Consider the following 15,735-nt stretch of genomic DNA (forward strand, 5'->3'; position numbering starts at 1 on the left):
TTCGCCTTCTCGGTCGCACCGCCACCACAGCCGAGGCACGGCTCGCTGTACACGACACGCTGCTCGCCATTCCAGGGGGCTTGTCCACAGCTCCATTTCCGGTGCGAAGCCTGCCTCGCGGACGCGGTCGAGGGTGTGGTCGGGCGCCGGGGGTGTAGCGGGTCGGGTCAGGCAGCTCGGGCACGTGGTGGACGAACCGGCCGAGCTGCCCACACAGGCGGGCTTACACGATCGTGTGGAGGATGAGGCGTGCCAGCCCTCATCGACCGTGCGGGAGGGCCGCATGCCGCCGGGGAACTGGGCGGCGGCCGCAACGAACTTGAGTGCCTCCAGGGTGATGCGCTCGGCGTCCGTCTGGCTCATGTCGGGGTTGTTGCTGCCCACGGTGGCCGGGACCCCCGCGAACTCGGTGTCGCTGAGCAGGAACCGGGGGTCGAGGGGGGACGCGAGCGTGGTGGTTCCGATGCCGTAGGGCTCGTCCGGCCATTGCACGGGTCCGGCACCAGATCACCGCCGAGGAGGCCCGGCAGGCCGAGGTAGCTGCCCGGTTCCCCGTGGCGCCGCCGCCGGAGTGGGAGCTGGAGACCGACCTCGGCCGGCGCCCCGTGCGAGTCCACGTGGGTGGCTGCTCGATGCGCGGCACAGGGCCCCGCAGGCCGCCGCTCACCCGGGATGCAGCCCTGCGTGCACTGGGCGTGGATCGCGTGGAGGCCTGCATCCACTTCCCTATTGAATCTTCGTGTTGCAGCCTATTCTGTTGCGCACGAAGGGACGCGTGTTGACAAGATCTGGTGTGTGCACTGGGTGACGAGAGCCCCTGCGCCTACGAGTGAACACCTCGTCCTTCAGAGGTGGACCGACCTCCATGTACGCGAGGCTGACTGCCGGATCGGCCCTGGCTCGCCGTCGAGGCGAACGTCAAACGGCACGTTCTCACGCACCGGCACACCGACCTCAAGGACGAGTTCTACGCGAGAGTGCGTGCCCAGGGGCACGTTCCTGACAGTGAGAAGAAGCTCCGAGAGGAACTGAAGCGGACCCAGGAGCGACTCGCCGAAGTGCCGGAAGACAACAAGCGGCTCAAGGCCGACACAGAGACGCTGGCACGAATCGTGAACGTCCTCGAAGTCGAGAACGAACAGCTCCGCGGCGAGCAGAACCACACCCGCTCCTCCGTGGTGCCGCTGCCGACTGGTCGCCGATCCTCAGACTGAAAAGGTTCCCGGAGACGAGATCGGGCCTGGATTCGCCTACACGATCGGCCTCGCGCACACTCATGGCGGGCCTGAACTCGCCATGTTCGGGCTCGATGTCCACACCATGCACCGCATGCTCAACACCCTCGGAGAGAAGTCCGCCGCGGGCGAAGCACTGGCGGACGGCCAGAGCCATTCTGATGTTGTCGTCGGGCATCGGGTCGGGCTCAGGCAGGTTGATCGCGGCTGGTACCGGACCTTCTTCGGGCAGGCCATCGGGTTCTACCGGCGGCCGCCTCTCCCCGTGCTGCAAGTCGCGTGGCCCGATGCCGAGGGCCGTTTCCACTGGGATGAGCGGGCAGGCGAGGGGCATCGTGAGTCACAGCCTCAGTTGTGGCTGCCCCCGAGTGACCATCCTGTCGGGATCTGGACGACCGAACTCTGATCTCCTGGCTGGGAAGCGGCGAGCCGACACCCGGGCGATGCACTACTGAAGCAAGATCATCTTGCGTAGGAGTTCGAATCCGGCTCGTCCGTAGAGCCGTCTCTTGATCTTTTTGATGCGGTTCACGGCGCCTTCGATGCTGCCCGAGCTCCAGTCCAGGGTGAGGCCGGCGGTCACGGCGTCGAGGTCGCGGAGCAGGTGGAGTGCGAAGCCGGTGAGCCCGGGCAGCTGGCTGGCGTCGACGGCGTCGATCCATGCAGGGAGCGTGGCGCCGAGGCGGCCGGTGGGTATCTCGCCGAACTCGCGGCCGTGTCCAGTTCGGGGCAGCGGGCCAGGACGTCCTTCAGGCCGACGCGGTCCTCCTCGCTCAGGGCGGCGGGGTGGCGGGTAAGCCAGCCGGTCACCTGTCGAACCGTCGGCGGCCGCGGCGGTGCAGTGGACGGAGCCCCGCGCAAGGTGGCGATGTGGGCACGGACCATGCCGTAGCTGACGGGTGCCTGCTCGGCGACCAGCTCGCCGTGGAGCCGGGTGACACTCGTGCATCCCTCCGTGAATCGTCGTTCCAGGTAGAGCTTGTAGGGGTCCAGCCTGCTGGGCCGGGGCCGGTTCTCGCGGATGGTGTCCTGCCAGCGTGCGACGTTCGCGTATCGGAGCACGGTGTTGAGGCCCCAGCCCAGGTGCCGGGCGACCGCCCGGCGTGAGTGGCCCTGCGCGAGCATCTCGTGGACCAGGGCATGTGCTGCCTTCTTGCGCTCGGCCCGCCGGCCGACGGGCGCCACGTCGTCCTCCGGCCGATCGGATCCCGGTGAGGTGTCCTGCGGCAGTCCGCCGCCGGGCGTCGGATTGCGCAGGCAGCCGCGGTGGGCGGCGACACAAGTCTCCACGGCCCGGCCGAGACCCTGCCACAGGTGAAACCGGTCAGCTACCTGCAGAGCATCGGGGGCACCGCGCCGGGTGTCCTCGGCGTAGGCGCCCGCCCGGTCCCGGCAGATGATCTCCACGCCAGGGTGACGGTCCAGCCACACGGCCAGCGGCCCGGCTTCACGAGTCGGGAGTACATCAACCACGCGGTGGTCTTCGACGCTGGTCAAGACGGTGGAGTAGGTCTGGCCTCGACGGATCGCAAAGTCGTCCACGCCCAGCACCCGCGGAGTGGCAGTGCCATAACCCTGCGTAACAAGGTCATCCGCCCCGCACCGAAGCCGAGCTGGGCGGCCAGCCGAGCGCCGGCCCGCCCCGCCAGCGCGAGCCCCACCCGCTCCAGGGCAAGGTTGAGACGCGTGGTGAACCGAGAGTGCGGGACAGTCAGCCGGGAGAACGGCTCGGCGAACGTCCGGCGCGGGCAGTCCCCTGACCCGCAGATGAAGCGCCGGACCGTCAGCCGGATCACAAAGCCCTGGTCAGCCAGAGGAAGGTCCCTCAGCCTGCGCTGGCAACGGTCGTGGACTCGGCCCGAGAAGCGGCCGCAGTCCGGACACGCTGCCTCGGCCACGCGCCCTCTCGCCACCGCCTCGACCGTGCCGAACGCGGCCGTAAGGGCCTCGACATCCACATCGTCGATCCCGCCGAACACCAGCCAGTTCCAGAACAGCGCGTCGGTCTGCATGCCCAGCACCATCACCGCCCACCGCCCACCACAGCAGCGAACGCAATGCACCTGAGGGAGCGTCACTTCCGGTCGTCAGACAACAAGGCGTACGCCGTCTCGTACGAGCCAGGCCCTCGCAATCGAACAACGATGTCACGCTCCGCGACGGCTCCCCAAGATCTGTGCCAGAACCGAGTTTCGAGACCGCTTGGGTACTTGCTTCGGCGGCGCAGTCGATGCACTCCATCGTCTGATGACACGCTGCCAGTCACGCCAGGGTGACGGCCTCGTCGTGGGTCGGGCCGGCCGCGGACATGATGGCCTGCCAGGGGGCGGAGTCGAAGATGAGCGTGATGGAGGTGATCCGGCCGTCGTGGAGCCGGAAGTGCTCGGCCGTGCGCTGGGTGATGCCTACGGCCGGGGCGGTGTGGACGTCGTAGACCAGGGTGGCCTCGGTCTCGCCGTACAGCTCGCTGATCAGCTCCACGCTGGTGACGATGCCCAGGAGTCCGTCCAGGCCGTCGAGGTGGCCGGTCGGGCTGTCAGAGGTGATGAACGGGCTGCGGAAGCCGAAGCTTTCGCCGATCTGGGCCGCGGCCGTGGTGACGTCTCCCCGGAACCGGGCCTCGTGGTAGGCCCTGACGGTGCGTCGGGTGGCGGCGTTGGCTGAGTCGGTGGTCATGTGGAGCTCCGTCGTGGTCGGTTCAGGGAGCCGGCTGGTCGCGCCGGTCCGCGTTGAGGTACTGCTCGATGCGTTGCTGGTTCTCGACCACGCGCAGGCACAGGTCGCGGAACCGGGCGAGTTCGTCTTCGGTGAAGCCCTGGAAGACGGCGGACATGGCGCGCTGCGTCGGCTGCCGGAAGGAGTCCAGCCAGTCCCGGCCGACTGGTGTGATCCTGGCTCGCACCGACCGGCGGTCGCGCTGGTCCTGGACCCGCTGCGCCAGCCCGTCGCGCTCGAGCGTGTCGACCAGGCCAGTGACATTGCGGGAACTCACCCCCGCCGCGCGGGCAAGTTCGCCGATGCTCAGCCCCTCGTCCGTCGCCGTGCTCAGTCGTGCGAGGACGTCGAGCGCCCCCGCACTGAGCCCACGTCCCCCCGCACCTTGCGAACGCAACCGGTCGACCGCCTGCGAGGCCGACCGGACGGCTGCGGCCGTCTCCAGGGTGAGGGTGTCGTCGCCCGCCGCGAACGCCTGCATGGAGTCCCGGACACCAGGGTCGTAGAGGAAGCCATCGACGTCGCGGGCCAGACCAGATTTATGTACGTGCTTCATAATGAAGTCGCACTCTACTCCGCCGATGGCGACACCACCAGCGGCCTGCTCACACCCTCACCGGAGACGAAACGCAGGCGACGTCGCCGCTCTGACGGTGCGCACCGCTGCCGGTTCTGACCAACACCTCGACCCCGGACTCGACAGCTGTTCTCCAAACCGACCTACAGACGCTCTCCGTTCTCACCTATGCAGCCAGCTGAGCTCCGGGGCACAACGATGAGCACACGCAACACACTCGGACTTGACAGAGAACCCTATTGCTCGCCAGAGGTGGCACTCGGCGTGCTGGACTGACCAGGACGACGCAGTGTGGGGGGATGGAACACGCCCCGATCGTCGTGCACCGGATCAGTCCCTCGGGCGGCGGCCGGCGGGTGACGATCCGCGTGCGCGGGGTCGACATGATCCTCGGTGTCGCGCACCGTGACGAGGACGTCGTCGAGTTCCGGCGTCGGCTCGGGGTCCCGGACCCGGACGAGGTGGTCTACGGAGACCTGCCGGTGACCGAGTGGCAGAGCGACGCCCCGCACGTCTGCGAGCCGTGGCCCGGCGCGGGTGGACTCCAGCCAGTGAATCTTCGATTGTCACGGTTTGGCCACTGCCGCACGCTGCGCGGGGCCCCGACCATAGCTTGGCGCGATCACGTCGGAACGCGTAGTGAGGCCCGCCCATGTCGCAGCAGCCCCCGTACGGCCAGACACCCCCGCCCGGATACGGCTACCCGCCGCCCGCACCGAAGAAGAGCCCCGTGGGGAAGATCGTCGGGTTCGGATGCCTCGGCATCGTCGGCCTCTTCGTCCTGATCGCCGCTATCGGGGCGGTGAGCGGCGGCAGCGACAAGACGGCCAAGCCGCCGGCCGCCTCGCAGCCAGCGAACGGCGTGGCGCCGTCGAAGGCTCCTCAGGCTGCCCCGTCGAAGGCGGCGGAGAAGAAGGCCGCGGTCGCCGTGGTGGGGAAGAAGACGGCGTTCGCGAAGTCCGTCATCGCGCAGGACGGCGAGTACACGAGCGTGTCGGTAACTGTCACCAACAACAGCTCGAAGTCGATCAACGTGAATCCGTTGTACTTCGCGATCACCGACACCAACGGCAGCAAGCACACTGCCGAGTTGGGTGCCGACGAAAACCAGATCGCCACGGTCGAGCTCGCGCCGGGCGAGAACGTGACCGGCGCGATCACCGGCAAGGGGGCGTTCACGCCCAAGACGGTGTGGTACACGGATGGCCTGATCGGTACCGCGGTCCGAGGTGACGTGTCCTGACCTGGGGGTCTGCTGCACCCCGCCACCGGCTGCTCGGGGGCGGGGTGCGGTCATGTCCGGGCCACGATCACTCCGGCTTCGGGTCACAGCACTCCGTACCCTTTGCCGCACGGGGCGCGCCCGCCTCCGCGGACTGCGTCGTGCCGCCGCCTGCTGACCTGCCGTGATGGCGCGTGCGCCTGGGCCCGCCACGCTGAATGAGTGACGGGCCCGCTGGGCGTGCTACTCGGGGCACTCGATCGGCTCGCCAGGGATGCCGAAGTGGCGGGGCGGCTTCGGCAGCTCCGTCACGAGGTGCGCCGGCGTGATGAGGGGGCGGCCGCAGCCGCACATGGACATACCGGCGGTCTGGTTGTCGGGCATGATGTACCTCCTGTGTGGGTTGTTCACCCCTTAGTGGAACTCCCAGGCCCCCGAACAGCGGGACCCCAACATTGCCCGGCATGTCGTGCGTGGTGGTATGCGGCCGCGGCTGCTACGTCAGTTGTCCCGCGTTCCTCGCCACGTCGTGCCCCACGTGCCAGACACCCTCCGCACTCACACGCCGGTACGAGCCCGCCGGGATGTCCGCGGCTGGCGTGAACAGCCGCCAGGGCAGGCGGCTGGGATTCTCGATGATGCGCAGCTCGGGCGTAGTCGTGCAGTTAAGGGCCACGTACAGCCACCAGTCGACGCCGTAGTCCAGCATGGCGTTCCGCTGCCGGTCGGGGAGTGAGATCGACGTCTGGGCTCCCCGGCCCTTTACTTCGATCAGCCGGGCGATGCTGCCGTCCGTGTGGCGGGACACGAGGTCGCACGTGGGGCGGACCCCGGCGCAGCCTCGGCTCCGTCCCCATGCGACGACTTCGGGGCCGACCCCTGCGGGCCAGCCGTCACCGACGTACGTCACGGCCCGGCCCTGGGCGCCGTGGATGGGGCGGTCGCCGAGGGCGGCTTGGAGATCGGGCCAGGTGGCGATCAACGTGCGGAGAGTGGTGGCGGTGTTGGTCATGGTGCGCTCCGTGTGGGCGGTGGGGCGTATCGTGATCAGCACCTGGGGGCGCGCCGGTCTGGGGAGACAAGCGGCGCGCCCCTCGCGCGTGTTCAGGGCTTCCGGCGGTGCTCCAGCACGGAGCCGATGACGATGCCGAGGGTGACGACGGTGATGCACAGGTAGCGGACGGCTTCGAGGGCGTTGTCGCTGACGGATCAGCCCTCCCACCGGATGTCGTGGGCCGCGAACGCGCGCACGATCGCGGGGTCGTCGAGGTAGCTCTGGAGGCTGTCGAGTCCGGTGTCCCAGTCCTCGGCGCGGAGGTTGCCGATCATCTTGGTGAGGGTCTTCTCCTTCACCTCGTCGCTGGCTCCGGCCTCGATGAGGGCGGCGACGTCGTTGAAGATCCCTTAGGCGGATCCCCATCCCATGGCTACTTCCCCTTCGGCTGCTTGGTGCTGGCCCGGATGAGGGTGATCAGCAGGGCGGTGACGGACAAGACGATGACGCTGGACAGGCTCACGGGGTCTGCGTTCAGCGGATGAAGGGACAGCGATGCGGAACAGCTGCGAGGCGGTGTTGATCGCGAGGCAGCACAGCAGGGTCAGGTAGAGCCAGCGGGGCACGGTGATGGTCTCGGGCTGGCTCCCGAGGATCGCGCGGGCCACGGTGAGGGGGTAGGAGTTGAGGCGGCCGTCCTCGGCCTCTTCTGCCGCGTGGTCCAGCCACTGCATCGGCTGCCTTATGTGGAATCGAGCGTGGGCAGCCTTGAGCCATGGTCGATGTCCCGTGGGGCAAGTTCCCCACCCTGGCAGCGGATCAAGAAGCGCGCAGGTGGTTGCAGTTCATGGCGAACATCGGGCGGGCGCCGAACACGATCGACGCGTACGGCCGCGCGGTGGAGGACCATCTGCGGTTCTGCGCTGCGGAGGGTACGGAACCGCTGTACGCGAAGGCGGACACGGTGGCGGCGTGGGTCGGGGAGATGTTGGAGCGCCCGCCTGGCCGGCCGCGGCGGAAGGGCGCGAGTCGGGCGGGTCCGGGGTTGGCGAACGCGACGGTGCAGCAGCGGCTCGTGGCAGTCCGATCTTTCTACGAGTTCCTGGTGGAGGACGGACTGCGGGAGCGGAACCCGGTTCGGCGTGGGCAGGCGGGCAGACGGGGGCGCCGGCCCAAGCGGGGCCTGGTGCGGCGTATTGAGCAGGCGCCGTGGATACCGACGGAGGCCGATTGGCAGCGGATCCTGGAGGCGGCTCGTGCCGAGCCGCTGCGGAACCGCCTGATGATCTCGCTCGCCTACGACGGCGCTCTGCGACGCGAGGAACTCGTCCAACTTTCCGGGGACGACTTCGACCCCGCCTACAGCCTGATCCGGCTGAGGGCGGAGACGACGAAGTCCAAGCGGTCGCGGGAAGTCACCTACGGCGAAGCGACCGGGCGGCTGTTCATGGCCTACCTGGCCGAACGACGCAGTGCGGTCGGCAGAGTCGGCGGGCCGCTGCTGCGGTCGACATCGAACCGGAATCCGGGTGGTCCACTCGGAGCGTCGAGCTGGTCGAAGATCGTCGAACGTCTCAGCAGCACGTCCGGTGTCACCAGCCTTTCCACGCACACGTTCCGGCATCTGCGGCTGACGGACCTGGCCCGGGCCGACTGGACCATCGACCAGATCGCCCAGTACGCCGGCCACCGTGACCTGGCCACGACCATGCGCTACATCCACCTGTCCGGCCGTGAGCTCGCAGCACGTTTCCACCGGGCCAATACCACCCTCCACGCCGACCGTGAGGGACTCCTCGCCCGTCTTCTGGAGACACCGTGAACCAGACCCCCGGCAACCGGCTGACCATGCACTTGTCGCCCGACCTGATAGCGAAGGAGGTAACCGCGCTGGAGCACATCGCCCCGCTGACGGCAATGCACGCCCGGGCCGCGGCCGATCTGGCCCGCCTGATCATCCCGATCGACAAGGTCACCGAAGCCTGGGACCCAGGCAAGGCAGGCTCGGCGCGGTTTCGCCTGCTGAAGGAGGTCCACCGACAGCAGAGGCCGTACTGGGTCTGGGACGAGGCGACGTGGGCCGAGGCCGCGGCGGAGGCGGGGGACTTCCGGTTCCATGTGGTGGCCCTGGGCCACCAGCTCGGCGGCCACCACCGACTGCACGGCACCGTCGGCATCACCAGCCTGGCCCGGCTCGCGGACCTCGTCTTCGGCCCCCAGGCCATCCGGCCCGCGGTCAACGCCATCGAAGAGACCCTGACCGCCTGGCGGAGCTCCACTCACCTGCTGCCCTGGCAGGTCCGCAACACGACCATCGACGTGTTGCTGAGCAACAACAGCCCTCACCTCGAGGACCTGCGCGAACCCCTTCTGGAAGACCTGATGGAGCAATACCGCTCCACCGGCGCGACAGGTCGCCGCCGGGGCTTGTTCAAGATCTCCCGGGTCCTGGCCGACAAAGGCATCATCTCCTCGCCTCTGCGCACCAACCAGGACAAGGCTGGGCCTGAAACCGGGGCCCTGGCCACGGTCCCGCCCCAGTGGCGGGATGCGGCCCTGCGGTGGATGCGGCTGGTCACCCACGAACCCGGGACAAAGCGGTCGATGCTCTCGGCCATCCTGGTCGCCGGCCGCTGGGCCGCAGAGAAACACCCTGAGGCCGTCGCTCCCGAGCACTGGACGCGTGACATCGCGGCCGAGTACATCGCCGACACGATGACCGCCACCGTCGGGCAGTGGGCCGGGCACAGCCGCAACCGCTCTCGCTTCGGCCAGCCTCTGATGCCAAGCGGGAAGGCCAACCGCATTGACAGCATCCGCGGCTTCTTCAACGACCTCACCGAATGGGAGTGGATCAAGCCGCGGTTCGACCCGCGGCAGGTGCTGAGCATGCCGCTGTCGCTCCGCGCCCTCATGGGACCCAACCCGCGGATCATCGACGACGCGACTTGGGCCAAGCTCATGGCCGCTGGCCTGACCCTGAACAGCGAGGATCTCAAGCCCTACGGCACCCCGCGAGCCCGCTCCGCGGGCTGGCAGGCCACCTACTACCCCATCGAGATGGTCCGGGCCATGGTCGGCGTCTGGCTGTTCGCTGGCTGTCGCATGGACGAACTCCGCCGCCTCGATCTGGACTGCATCACCTGGGACGAAGGAACCGACGAACGGACCGGCGAGACCTACCCCATCTGCCTGCTGCACATCCCGCAGAACAAGACCAGCCGACCCTTCGCCAAGCCCGTCGACCCACTGGTCGGAGAACTGATCGACGCCTGGAAACTCGTCCGCTCGCCCCAGCCCGACCTCGCGGACCGCAAGACCGGCCTGCCCCGCCAGCACCTCTTCTGCCACCGCGGCCAGCTGGTGGGCAATACCTACCTCAACGACAACATCATCCCGGCCCTCTGCCAGAAGGCCGGAATCCCCGCCGAAGACTCCCGCGGCGCCCTCACCAGCCACCGGGCCCGCAGCACCATCGCCACTCAACTCCTCAATGCCCGCGACCCCCTCAGCCTCGGCGACCTGCAGCAATGGCTCGGCCACAAACATCCCGCCAGCACCCGCTACTACGCCAAGATCCTCCAACGAACCCTGACCGCCGCCTACCGAAAGGCCGACTACTTCGCCCGCAACATCCGCACCATCGAAGTCCTCATCGACCGCGACAGCATCCTCACCGGCGCCGCCGCCGGCGGCGAACAGCCCTGGAAGTACTACGACCTCGGCGACGGCTACTGCAGCTACGACTTCTTCGCCAAGTGCCCCCACCGCATGGCCTGCGCCCGCTGCCCCTTCTACGTCCCCAAGGAGTCGACCAAGGGCCAGCTCCTCGCGGTCAAGGACGGCATCAACAAGATGCTCGAACAGGTCGACCTCACCGACGACGAGCGCGAAGCACTCGAAGGTGACCGCGAAGCGGTCACCGCCCTTGCCGAACGTCTCGCGGACATTCCTACCCCCGCCGGCCCCACTCCCAGGGATCTCGGGACGACCGGCGCCTTCGTCCCACTGACCCAGCTCAAGGACACCGTTCCTGCGCGGAATCCGGGGCAGCACGACAAGCAAGATATCGATCGAAAACCGCCTGACTATCAGGAGTGAAGGTCCATTGCTGCAGAGCCCGCCGCAGCTCGGACTCGGTCAGCCACCCGTGCCAGGCCACCTCCTCCGGATGAGGGGCGACGATCTCCGGAAGCACGGCGTCACAGACCGCAAGCCAGTGAGGGCTGAGCCCGTCCCGGTTGAGGAACTTGAACCGAAAGCACGGCGCCGCCCGCACTCCTAGCTCCTCACTGATCTCGCGGGCAACTGCCTGCTCATAGGACTCGCCCACTCCCGCGGCACCCCCGACCCCGAGTTCGTAGTGCCCTGGGAAACGGGACAGGTGCTCGGCCCGCCGGTGGACGAGGAAACGGCCTCGCCTATCGCGGCACACCGCCACGCCGACCCGGTGCAGCCAGCCCTCTCGAACGGCGTCCCGGCGACTGACTACCCCCAGCACACGGTCCTGAGCGTCAACACGTTCCACGAGTTCATCCACGCCGCACACGATCGCAGGCACCACTGACACTCGCCCGGAATGACCGGACTGTCACACAGTCGGTGACCCCTCAGACCGGCCTCAACCCCCGAACAAAGGATCACGACCCTGTCTCAATTCTCAATAACTTGCCCGTTCCACGGCAACGCCCAGTGGCGTCGACTGCGCGACGAGCAGCCGGCCGAGTGGGCCGACGCCGTCGCCTTCGACGCCTCCATCCGGTCCGGGAACGCCCGCGGAGCCCGTCGCAGATTCCCCCTCGGCGGAATCCTCGGAGGCGGGCGGAAGGATTCCGGAATCTCGGAGCGCGATTATGCCTCTGACGCAGGTCAGAGCCTGAACTGGGACATCGCCATTGGATGTTCCAGGCCGAAAGCGCCTGACCGGGGCGGAGGCCGGGGCGGGGGAGGGGTCCCGCCGCGGGCCTGCACCTGCACCTGCAGGGGCACCTGCGCCTATGCATGTACCTATGCCTGTACCTATGCCAGCGGCAGCGACTCGCCCTGTACCGCCTGGATGTCCAGCTCCACCTTCAGGGTGGTCCCGATGGCGGCGATGCCCGCCCGCACCACCTGGTTGTAGTTCATCGCGAAGTCCTCGCGGCGCAGCTCGGCGGTGGCGCGGAAGGCGGCGCGTGTGCCGCCCCACGGGTCGGCGCCGGTGCCGAGGTAGGCGAGGTCCAGGTCCACGGGGCGTACGACGCCGCGCATGCTCAGCTCGCCGTGCACGGTCCAGCGGTCGGAGCCGGCGGGCGTCAGCCCCGTCGAGCGGTACGAGAGTTCCGGGTACGTCTCCACGTCCAGGAAGTCCGGCGACTTCAGGTGGCCGTCGCGCAGGGCATTGCCCGTGTCGATCGAGGCCGCCCCGATGCGTGCCTCCACGCGCGACGCCGACACCGCGTCCGGCGAGATGTCGATCCGGCCGGAGAACTCCGTGAACCGGCCGTGCACGCTGGAGATGCCCAGGTGCTGCGCGACCGCGCCCACCGAGGAGTGCGCCGGATCGATCGTCCACGGCCCGGGCGGCGGCAGCTCGGCGCCCCCCTGACGGGCGAGGACCACGGTGCCGATCTCGGTGCGTCCACCGGCCGTGACGATCGCGCTCGACGCGGTGGGCGCGTAGCCGACCGCGGTGACGATCACGGTGTACGAGCCCGGCGCGAGCGCGGTCGTGTCGCGCACGCCGCCTTCGTCGTCGGCTTCGGCGCGCACCACCTGCGCGCCCGTCCGGTCGGTCACCGTGACGATCGCGTGCGACACGGCCCAGCCGTCGCGCGTGAGAATCCGTGCGGTCAGACCCATCCCGTTTTCTCCCTGCAAAAACATGTCGAGATCATGTGAAAGTGGCCGGCCCGCGGGGCGCGCCTCCTGCCGGGGCGCGCCCCGCGGGCCGGGTCCGGCTATGCGCCGGGGTGGGTCAGTTCGATGTCGTGGTCGTCGACACCGGAGCCGTCCACGGTCAGGGCCGTGGCCACCGGCGGGTAGCTCGTCGCGATGACGGTGTACTCGCCGCCGTCGAGGTCGGCGAAGGCGTACGCGCCGTCCGCGCCGGTCCTGGCCGTACCGACCACGTTGCCCGCCGTGTCGATCAGCGTGACCCGCGCGTCGTCGAGCGGGCCGTGGGGCGCCCGTACGACGCCCTGGACCCGGGCCCCGGGGCTCAGCTCGATCTCGACCCGGGTGGCACCGGCGCCGCGGATCTCTACGGGCCGGGCCGCGGGGCGGTGGCCGAGGGCGTTCACCGCGACGGTCACGGAGCCGGGTACCAGGTCGGCGAAGGCGAATTCGCCCCGCTCGCCGGTGGTCGCGGCGGCCAGCACGTCACCGCGGACGTCGGTCACGATGACCATGGCCTCCTCGACGGGCTCGCCGCTGCCGGCGGTGCGGACGAGGCCGTTCAGCCCGCTCGTACCGCTCAGCAGGACGTCGTACGCCACCGGGTCGCCGTTGACCACGATCGTCGACGCCTGCGGCTCGAAGCCGTCGGCCGAGGCGATCAGCACGTACGAGCCGGGTCCCGGCGCGTGCACGGCGTACGAGCCGTCGGCCCGCGAGACGGTCCGGTCGAGCTGACGCCCCCCGAGGGAGATCAGCGTCACCGCGGCCCGCGGGACGGGCGCGCTCTCGGAGCCGCGCACGTGGCCGCCGACGGGGGTGCCGCCGTCCAGGGGACCGGTCGCTCCGCTCACCACCGGGGCGGCGGTGGCCGCTTCCCGCGCCGTACCGCTTTCCGCCTCCGCCTCCGCCTCCGCCTCCGCCTGCGCCTGCGCCTCTGCACTGTCCTGGTCCGCGGCCGCCCCGGAGGGCACGGCGGAGTGCGAGGCGGAGTGTGCGGCCGACTGCTCGAGCCCGCCCGACGTCCGCAGCGGGACCTCCTTGATGAAGACCGTGACGAGGAAGGCGATCAGGGCGAGCGGCGCGGCGATCAGGAAGACGTCCGCGATGCCGTGGCCGTACGCGCTCTCCATGACGGTGCGCAGCGGACCCGGCAGGCTGTCCATGTGCGGGATGCTGCCGCCGGAGCTGGAAGCGGCCGCGGCCGCACGGTACTTGGGGTCGAGGGTGGCGAGCCCGTCCGTCGCGTAGTGGGTGATCCGGTTGGCCATCACCGCGCCCAGCGCGGAGACGCCCATCGCGCCGCCGAGGGAACGGAAGAAGGTGACCGTGGAGCTGGCCGACCCGAGGTCGGACGGCGCCACCTGGTTCTGCGTGCACAACACCAGGTTCTGCATCATCATGCCGATACCGAGGCCCAGCAGCGCCATGAAGATCGCGATGTGCCAGTACGCCGTGTCGTAGCGGATCGTGCCGAGCAGACCCAGACCCGCGGTGACGAGCACGCCGCCGCAGAGCAGCCACGCCTTCCACCGGCCGGTCTTGGTGATGACCTGACCGGAGACGGTGGACGAGACGAACAGCCCGGCGATCATCGGGATCGTCATCACGCCCGACATCGTCGGGGACTTGTCGCGGGCCAGCTGGAAGTACTGGCTGAAGAACACGGTGCCGGTGAACATCGCGACGCCGACGAACAGCGAGGCGATCGACGACAGGGCGATGGTGCGGTTGCGGAACAGCCGCAGCGGGATGATCGGTTCGGACGCCTTGGACTCGATGAGCACGAACAGCAGGCCGAGGACGATCGAGCCGCCGACCATGGCGTACGTCTGCCAGGAGATCCAGTCGTACTTGTCACCGGCGAAGGTCACCCAGACCAGCAGCAGCGAGACGGCGGCCGAGATGAAGAACGCGCCGCCCCAGTCGACCTTGACCTCGCGCTTGACGACCGGCAGGTGCAGGGTCTTCTGGAGCACGATCAGCGCGATGATCGCGAAGGGCACGCCGACGTAGAAGCACCAGCGCCAGCCGAGCCAGTCGGTGTCGGTGATGACGCCGCCCAGCAGCGGGCCGCCGACGGTGGCGACGGCGAAGACCGCGCCGAGGTAGCCGCTGTAGCGGCCGCGCTCGCGCGGGGAGATCATCGCGGCCATCACGATCTGCGCGAGGGCGGACAGGCCGCCGACGCCGATGCCCTGGACCACGCGGCAGGCGATGAGCATGCCGGCGTTCTGGGACAGACCCGCGGCGGCCGATCCCAGCACGTAGATGACCAGGGCGATCTGGACGAGCGCCTTCTTGCTGTACAGGTCGGAGAGCTTGCCCCATAGGGGGGTGGCCGCCGTCATGGAGAGCAGGGCCGCGGTGACGACCCAGGTGTAGGCGGACTGGCCGCCCCCCAGGTCGCCGATGATCTCGGGCAGGGCGTTGGAGACGATCGTCGACGACAGGATCGCGACGAACATGCCGAGCAACAGCCCGGAGAGCGCCTCCATGATCTGCCGGTGCGTCATCGGTGCGCCGTCCTGGCCGCCTCCGTGCTTGGCGTGAGAGGCCCGCACACCTGCTGGTGTGGTCGTTGCCATGGGCTTCCTAACGTTCTTCATGCGGGTGTACGGGTGATCAGGTCAGTCGTGGCCGGTGCCCGCCGGGGGGACCGGCAGTCACCGAAGCTCTCGCGCAGCCGGGACATGAGCCGGACGAGCCGGCTCACCTCGTCGTCCGACCAGTCGCTCAACCGGTCGGCGAGGAGCCGCGACGAGCGCCGGGCGAGCTCGTCGAGCTGCTCCTCCCCGGCGGCGCTGAGGTGCAGGATGCGGGAGCGTCCGTCGGCCGGGTCGGGTTCGCGCTCGATCCAGCCCCGGTCCGCGACGTGCGCGACGTGGCGGCTGGTCACCGACATGTCCACGGACAGCAGCTCGGCGAGCCTGCTCATCCGCATGTCTCCGTGCCGGTCCAACAGGTGCAGCACGGCGGCCGAACCGGCCGGGCAGTCCGGGGGCAGGATCCGCCCCAGGTCCCTCTTCACGGCGCCGATGGCACTGAGTTCGCGAGCCAATTCCTCGTACTGCGCCCGCTCGGCCATTGCGCCTCCCGCATCGTTGCTTCGGGCAAC

Annotated in this window: 18 protein-coding genes; 5 read left to right on the top strand and 13 right to left on the bottom strand. The window is 69.1% G+C overall.

The annotated features are described in order from the left end of the window. Window positions 1–554: 554 nt before the first annotated feature. Window positions 555–782, top strand: a complete 228-nt coding sequence (locus ABT084_RS00930; RefSeq protein WP_351037436.1) for a DUF6233 domain-containing protein — start codon at window positions 555–557, stop codon at window positions 780–782. Window positions 783–845: 63 nt separating this feature from the next. On the opposite strand, the gene ABT084_RS00935 is transcribed toward ABT084_RS00930, so the two are convergent. Further along, window positions 846–1,163: a hypothetical protein gene (locus tag ABT084_RS00935; RefSeq protein WP_351037438.1), complete on the bottom strand. Its 318-nt coding sequence runs from the start codon at window positions 1,161–1,163 to the stop codon at window positions 846–848. A 28-nt stretch (window positions 1,164–1,191) separates the two neighbouring features. On the opposite strand from ABT084_RS00935, the gene ABT084_RS00940 reads away from it, so the two are divergent. Beyond that, the gene (locus tag ABT084_RS00940; RefSeq protein ID WP_351037520.1) at window positions 1,192–1,641 is read left to right on the top strand and encodes a DUF4262 domain-containing protein; all 450 of its coding nucleotides are present in this window, start codon (window positions 1,192–1,194) and stop codon (window positions 1,639–1,641) included. A gap of 42 nt (window positions 1,642–1,683) precedes the next feature. On the opposite strand, the gene ABT084_RS00945 is transcribed toward ABT084_RS00940, so the two are convergent. From ABT084_RS00945 to ABT084_RS00965, 5 genes are all read right to left on the bottom strand, one after another. Continuing rightward, entirely contained in the window at window positions 1,684–1,932 is a 249-nt protein-coding gene (locus ABT084_RS00945) for a transposase (protein ID WP_351037522.1), read from the bottom strand. Then, on the bottom strand, window positions 1,815–2,732 hold the full coding sequence (locus tag ABT084_RS00950) for a transposase (RefSeq protein ID WP_351037440.1): 918 nt from the start codon (window positions 2,730–2,732) through the stop codon (window positions 1,815–1,817). Before ABT084_RS00950 ends, ABT084_RS00945 begins: the two co-directional genes overlap by 118 nt. Then, entirely contained in the window at window positions 2,729–3,259 is a 531-nt protein-coding gene (locus ABT084_RS00955; protein WP_351037442.1) for a transposase family protein, read from the bottom strand. The genes ABT084_RS00950 and ABT084_RS00955 overlap by 4 nt, the downstream gene beginning before the upstream one ends. Window positions 3,260–3,497: 238 nt before the next feature. Beyond that, window positions 3,498–3,911, bottom strand: a complete 414-nt coding sequence (locus ABT084_RS00960) for a nuclear transport factor 2-like protein (RefSeq protein ID WP_351037444.1) — start codon at window positions 3,909–3,911, stop codon at window positions 3,498–3,500. A gap of 22 nt (window positions 3,912–3,933) precedes the next feature. After that, window positions 3,934–4,506 (bottom strand): MarR family winged helix-turn-helix transcriptional regulator, encoded by a 573-nt coding sequence (locus tag ABT084_RS00965; RefSeq protein ID WP_351037445.1) that lies wholly within the window; start codon window positions 4,504–4,506, stop codon window positions 3,934–3,936. 751 nt (window positions 4,507–5,257) lie between these two features. Between ABT084_RS00965 and ABT084_RS00975 the strand changes: the two genes are divergently transcribed. Further along, on the top strand, window positions 5,258–5,770 hold the full coding sequence (locus tag ABT084_RS00975) for a DUF4352 domain-containing protein (protein ID WP_351037447.1): 513 nt from the start codon (window positions 5,258–5,260) through the stop codon (window positions 5,768–5,770). A gap of 222 nt (window positions 5,771–5,992) precedes the next feature. On the opposite strand, the gene ABT084_RS00980 is transcribed toward ABT084_RS00975, so the two are convergent. The 3 genes from ABT084_RS00980 to ABT084_RS00990 form a co-directional block, all read right to left on the bottom strand. Continuing rightward, window positions 5,993–6,133, bottom strand: coding sequence for a hypothetical protein (locus tag ABT084_RS00980; RefSeq protein WP_351037449.1), 141 nt, complete (start codon window positions 6,131–6,133; stop codon window positions 5,993–5,995). A gap of 112 nt (window positions 6,134–6,245) precedes the next feature. Then, window positions 6,246–6,761 (bottom strand): protein NO VEIN domain-containing protein, encoded by a 516-nt coding sequence (locus ABT084_RS00985; protein ID WP_351037451.1) that lies wholly within the window; start codon window positions 6,759–6,761, stop codon window positions 6,246–6,248. Between the two features lie 197 nt (window positions 6,762–6,958). Then, window positions 6,959–7,102: a hypothetical protein gene (locus ABT084_RS00990; RefSeq protein WP_351037453.1), complete on the bottom strand. Its 144-nt coding sequence runs from the start codon at window positions 7,100–7,102 to the stop codon at window positions 6,959–6,961. A gap of 416 nt (window positions 7,103–7,518) precedes the next feature. On the opposite strand from ABT084_RS00990, the gene ABT084_RS00995 reads away from it, so the two are divergent. Further along, window positions 7,519–8,565 (top strand): tyrosine-type recombinase/integrase, encoded by a 1,047-nt coding sequence (locus ABT084_RS00995; RefSeq protein ID WP_351037455.1) that lies wholly within the window; start codon window positions 7,519–7,521, stop codon window positions 8,563–8,565. Beyond that, window positions 8,562–10,844 carry a tyrosine-type recombinase/integrase gene (locus ABT084_RS01000; RefSeq protein WP_351037457.1) on the top strand — a complete coding sequence of 761 codons (2,283 nt, stop codon included), beginning with the start codon at window positions 8,562–8,564 and terminating at the stop codon, window positions 10,842–10,844. Before ABT084_RS00995 ends, ABT084_RS01000 begins: the two co-directional genes overlap by 4 nt. Here the strand turns inward: ABT084_RS01000 and ABT084_RS01005 are convergent. The 4 genes from ABT084_RS01005 to ABT084_RS01020 all read right to left on the bottom strand — a co-directional run bounded on the left by ABT084_RS01005 (window position 10,762) and on the right by ABT084_RS01020 (window position 15,705). Next, window positions 10,762–11,271: an NUDIX domain-containing protein gene (locus ABT084_RS01005; protein WP_351037524.1), complete on the bottom strand. Its 510-nt coding sequence runs from the start codon at window positions 11,269–11,271 to the stop codon at window positions 10,762–10,764. The two genes, ABT084_RS01000 and ABT084_RS01005, sit on opposite strands and share 83 nt — an antisense overlap. A gap of 491 nt (window positions 11,272–11,762) precedes the next feature. Beyond that, window positions 11,763–12,584 (bottom strand): YceI family protein, encoded by an 822-nt coding sequence (locus tag ABT084_RS01010; protein ID WP_351037459.1) that lies wholly within the window; start codon window positions 12,582–12,584, stop codon window positions 11,763–11,765. Window positions 12,585–12,682: 98 nt separating this feature from the next. Then, entirely contained in the window at window positions 12,683–15,133 is a 2,451-nt protein-coding gene (locus ABT084_RS01015; protein ID WP_502968800.1) for an MFS transporter, read from the bottom strand. 89 nt (window positions 15,134–15,222) lie between these two features. After that, window positions 15,223–15,705, bottom strand: a complete 483-nt coding sequence (locus ABT084_RS01020) for a MarR family winged helix-turn-helix transcriptional regulator (RefSeq protein ID WP_351037463.1) — start codon at window positions 15,703–15,705, stop codon at window positions 15,223–15,225. Between the last annotated feature and the right edge of the window lie 30 nt (window positions 15,706–15,735).

This window comes from Streptomyces sp. NPDC002138 (genome assembly GCF_040296485.1).
Classification (GTDB): domain Bacteria; phylum Actinomycetota; class Actinomycetes; order Streptomycetales; family Streptomycetaceae; genus Streptomyces.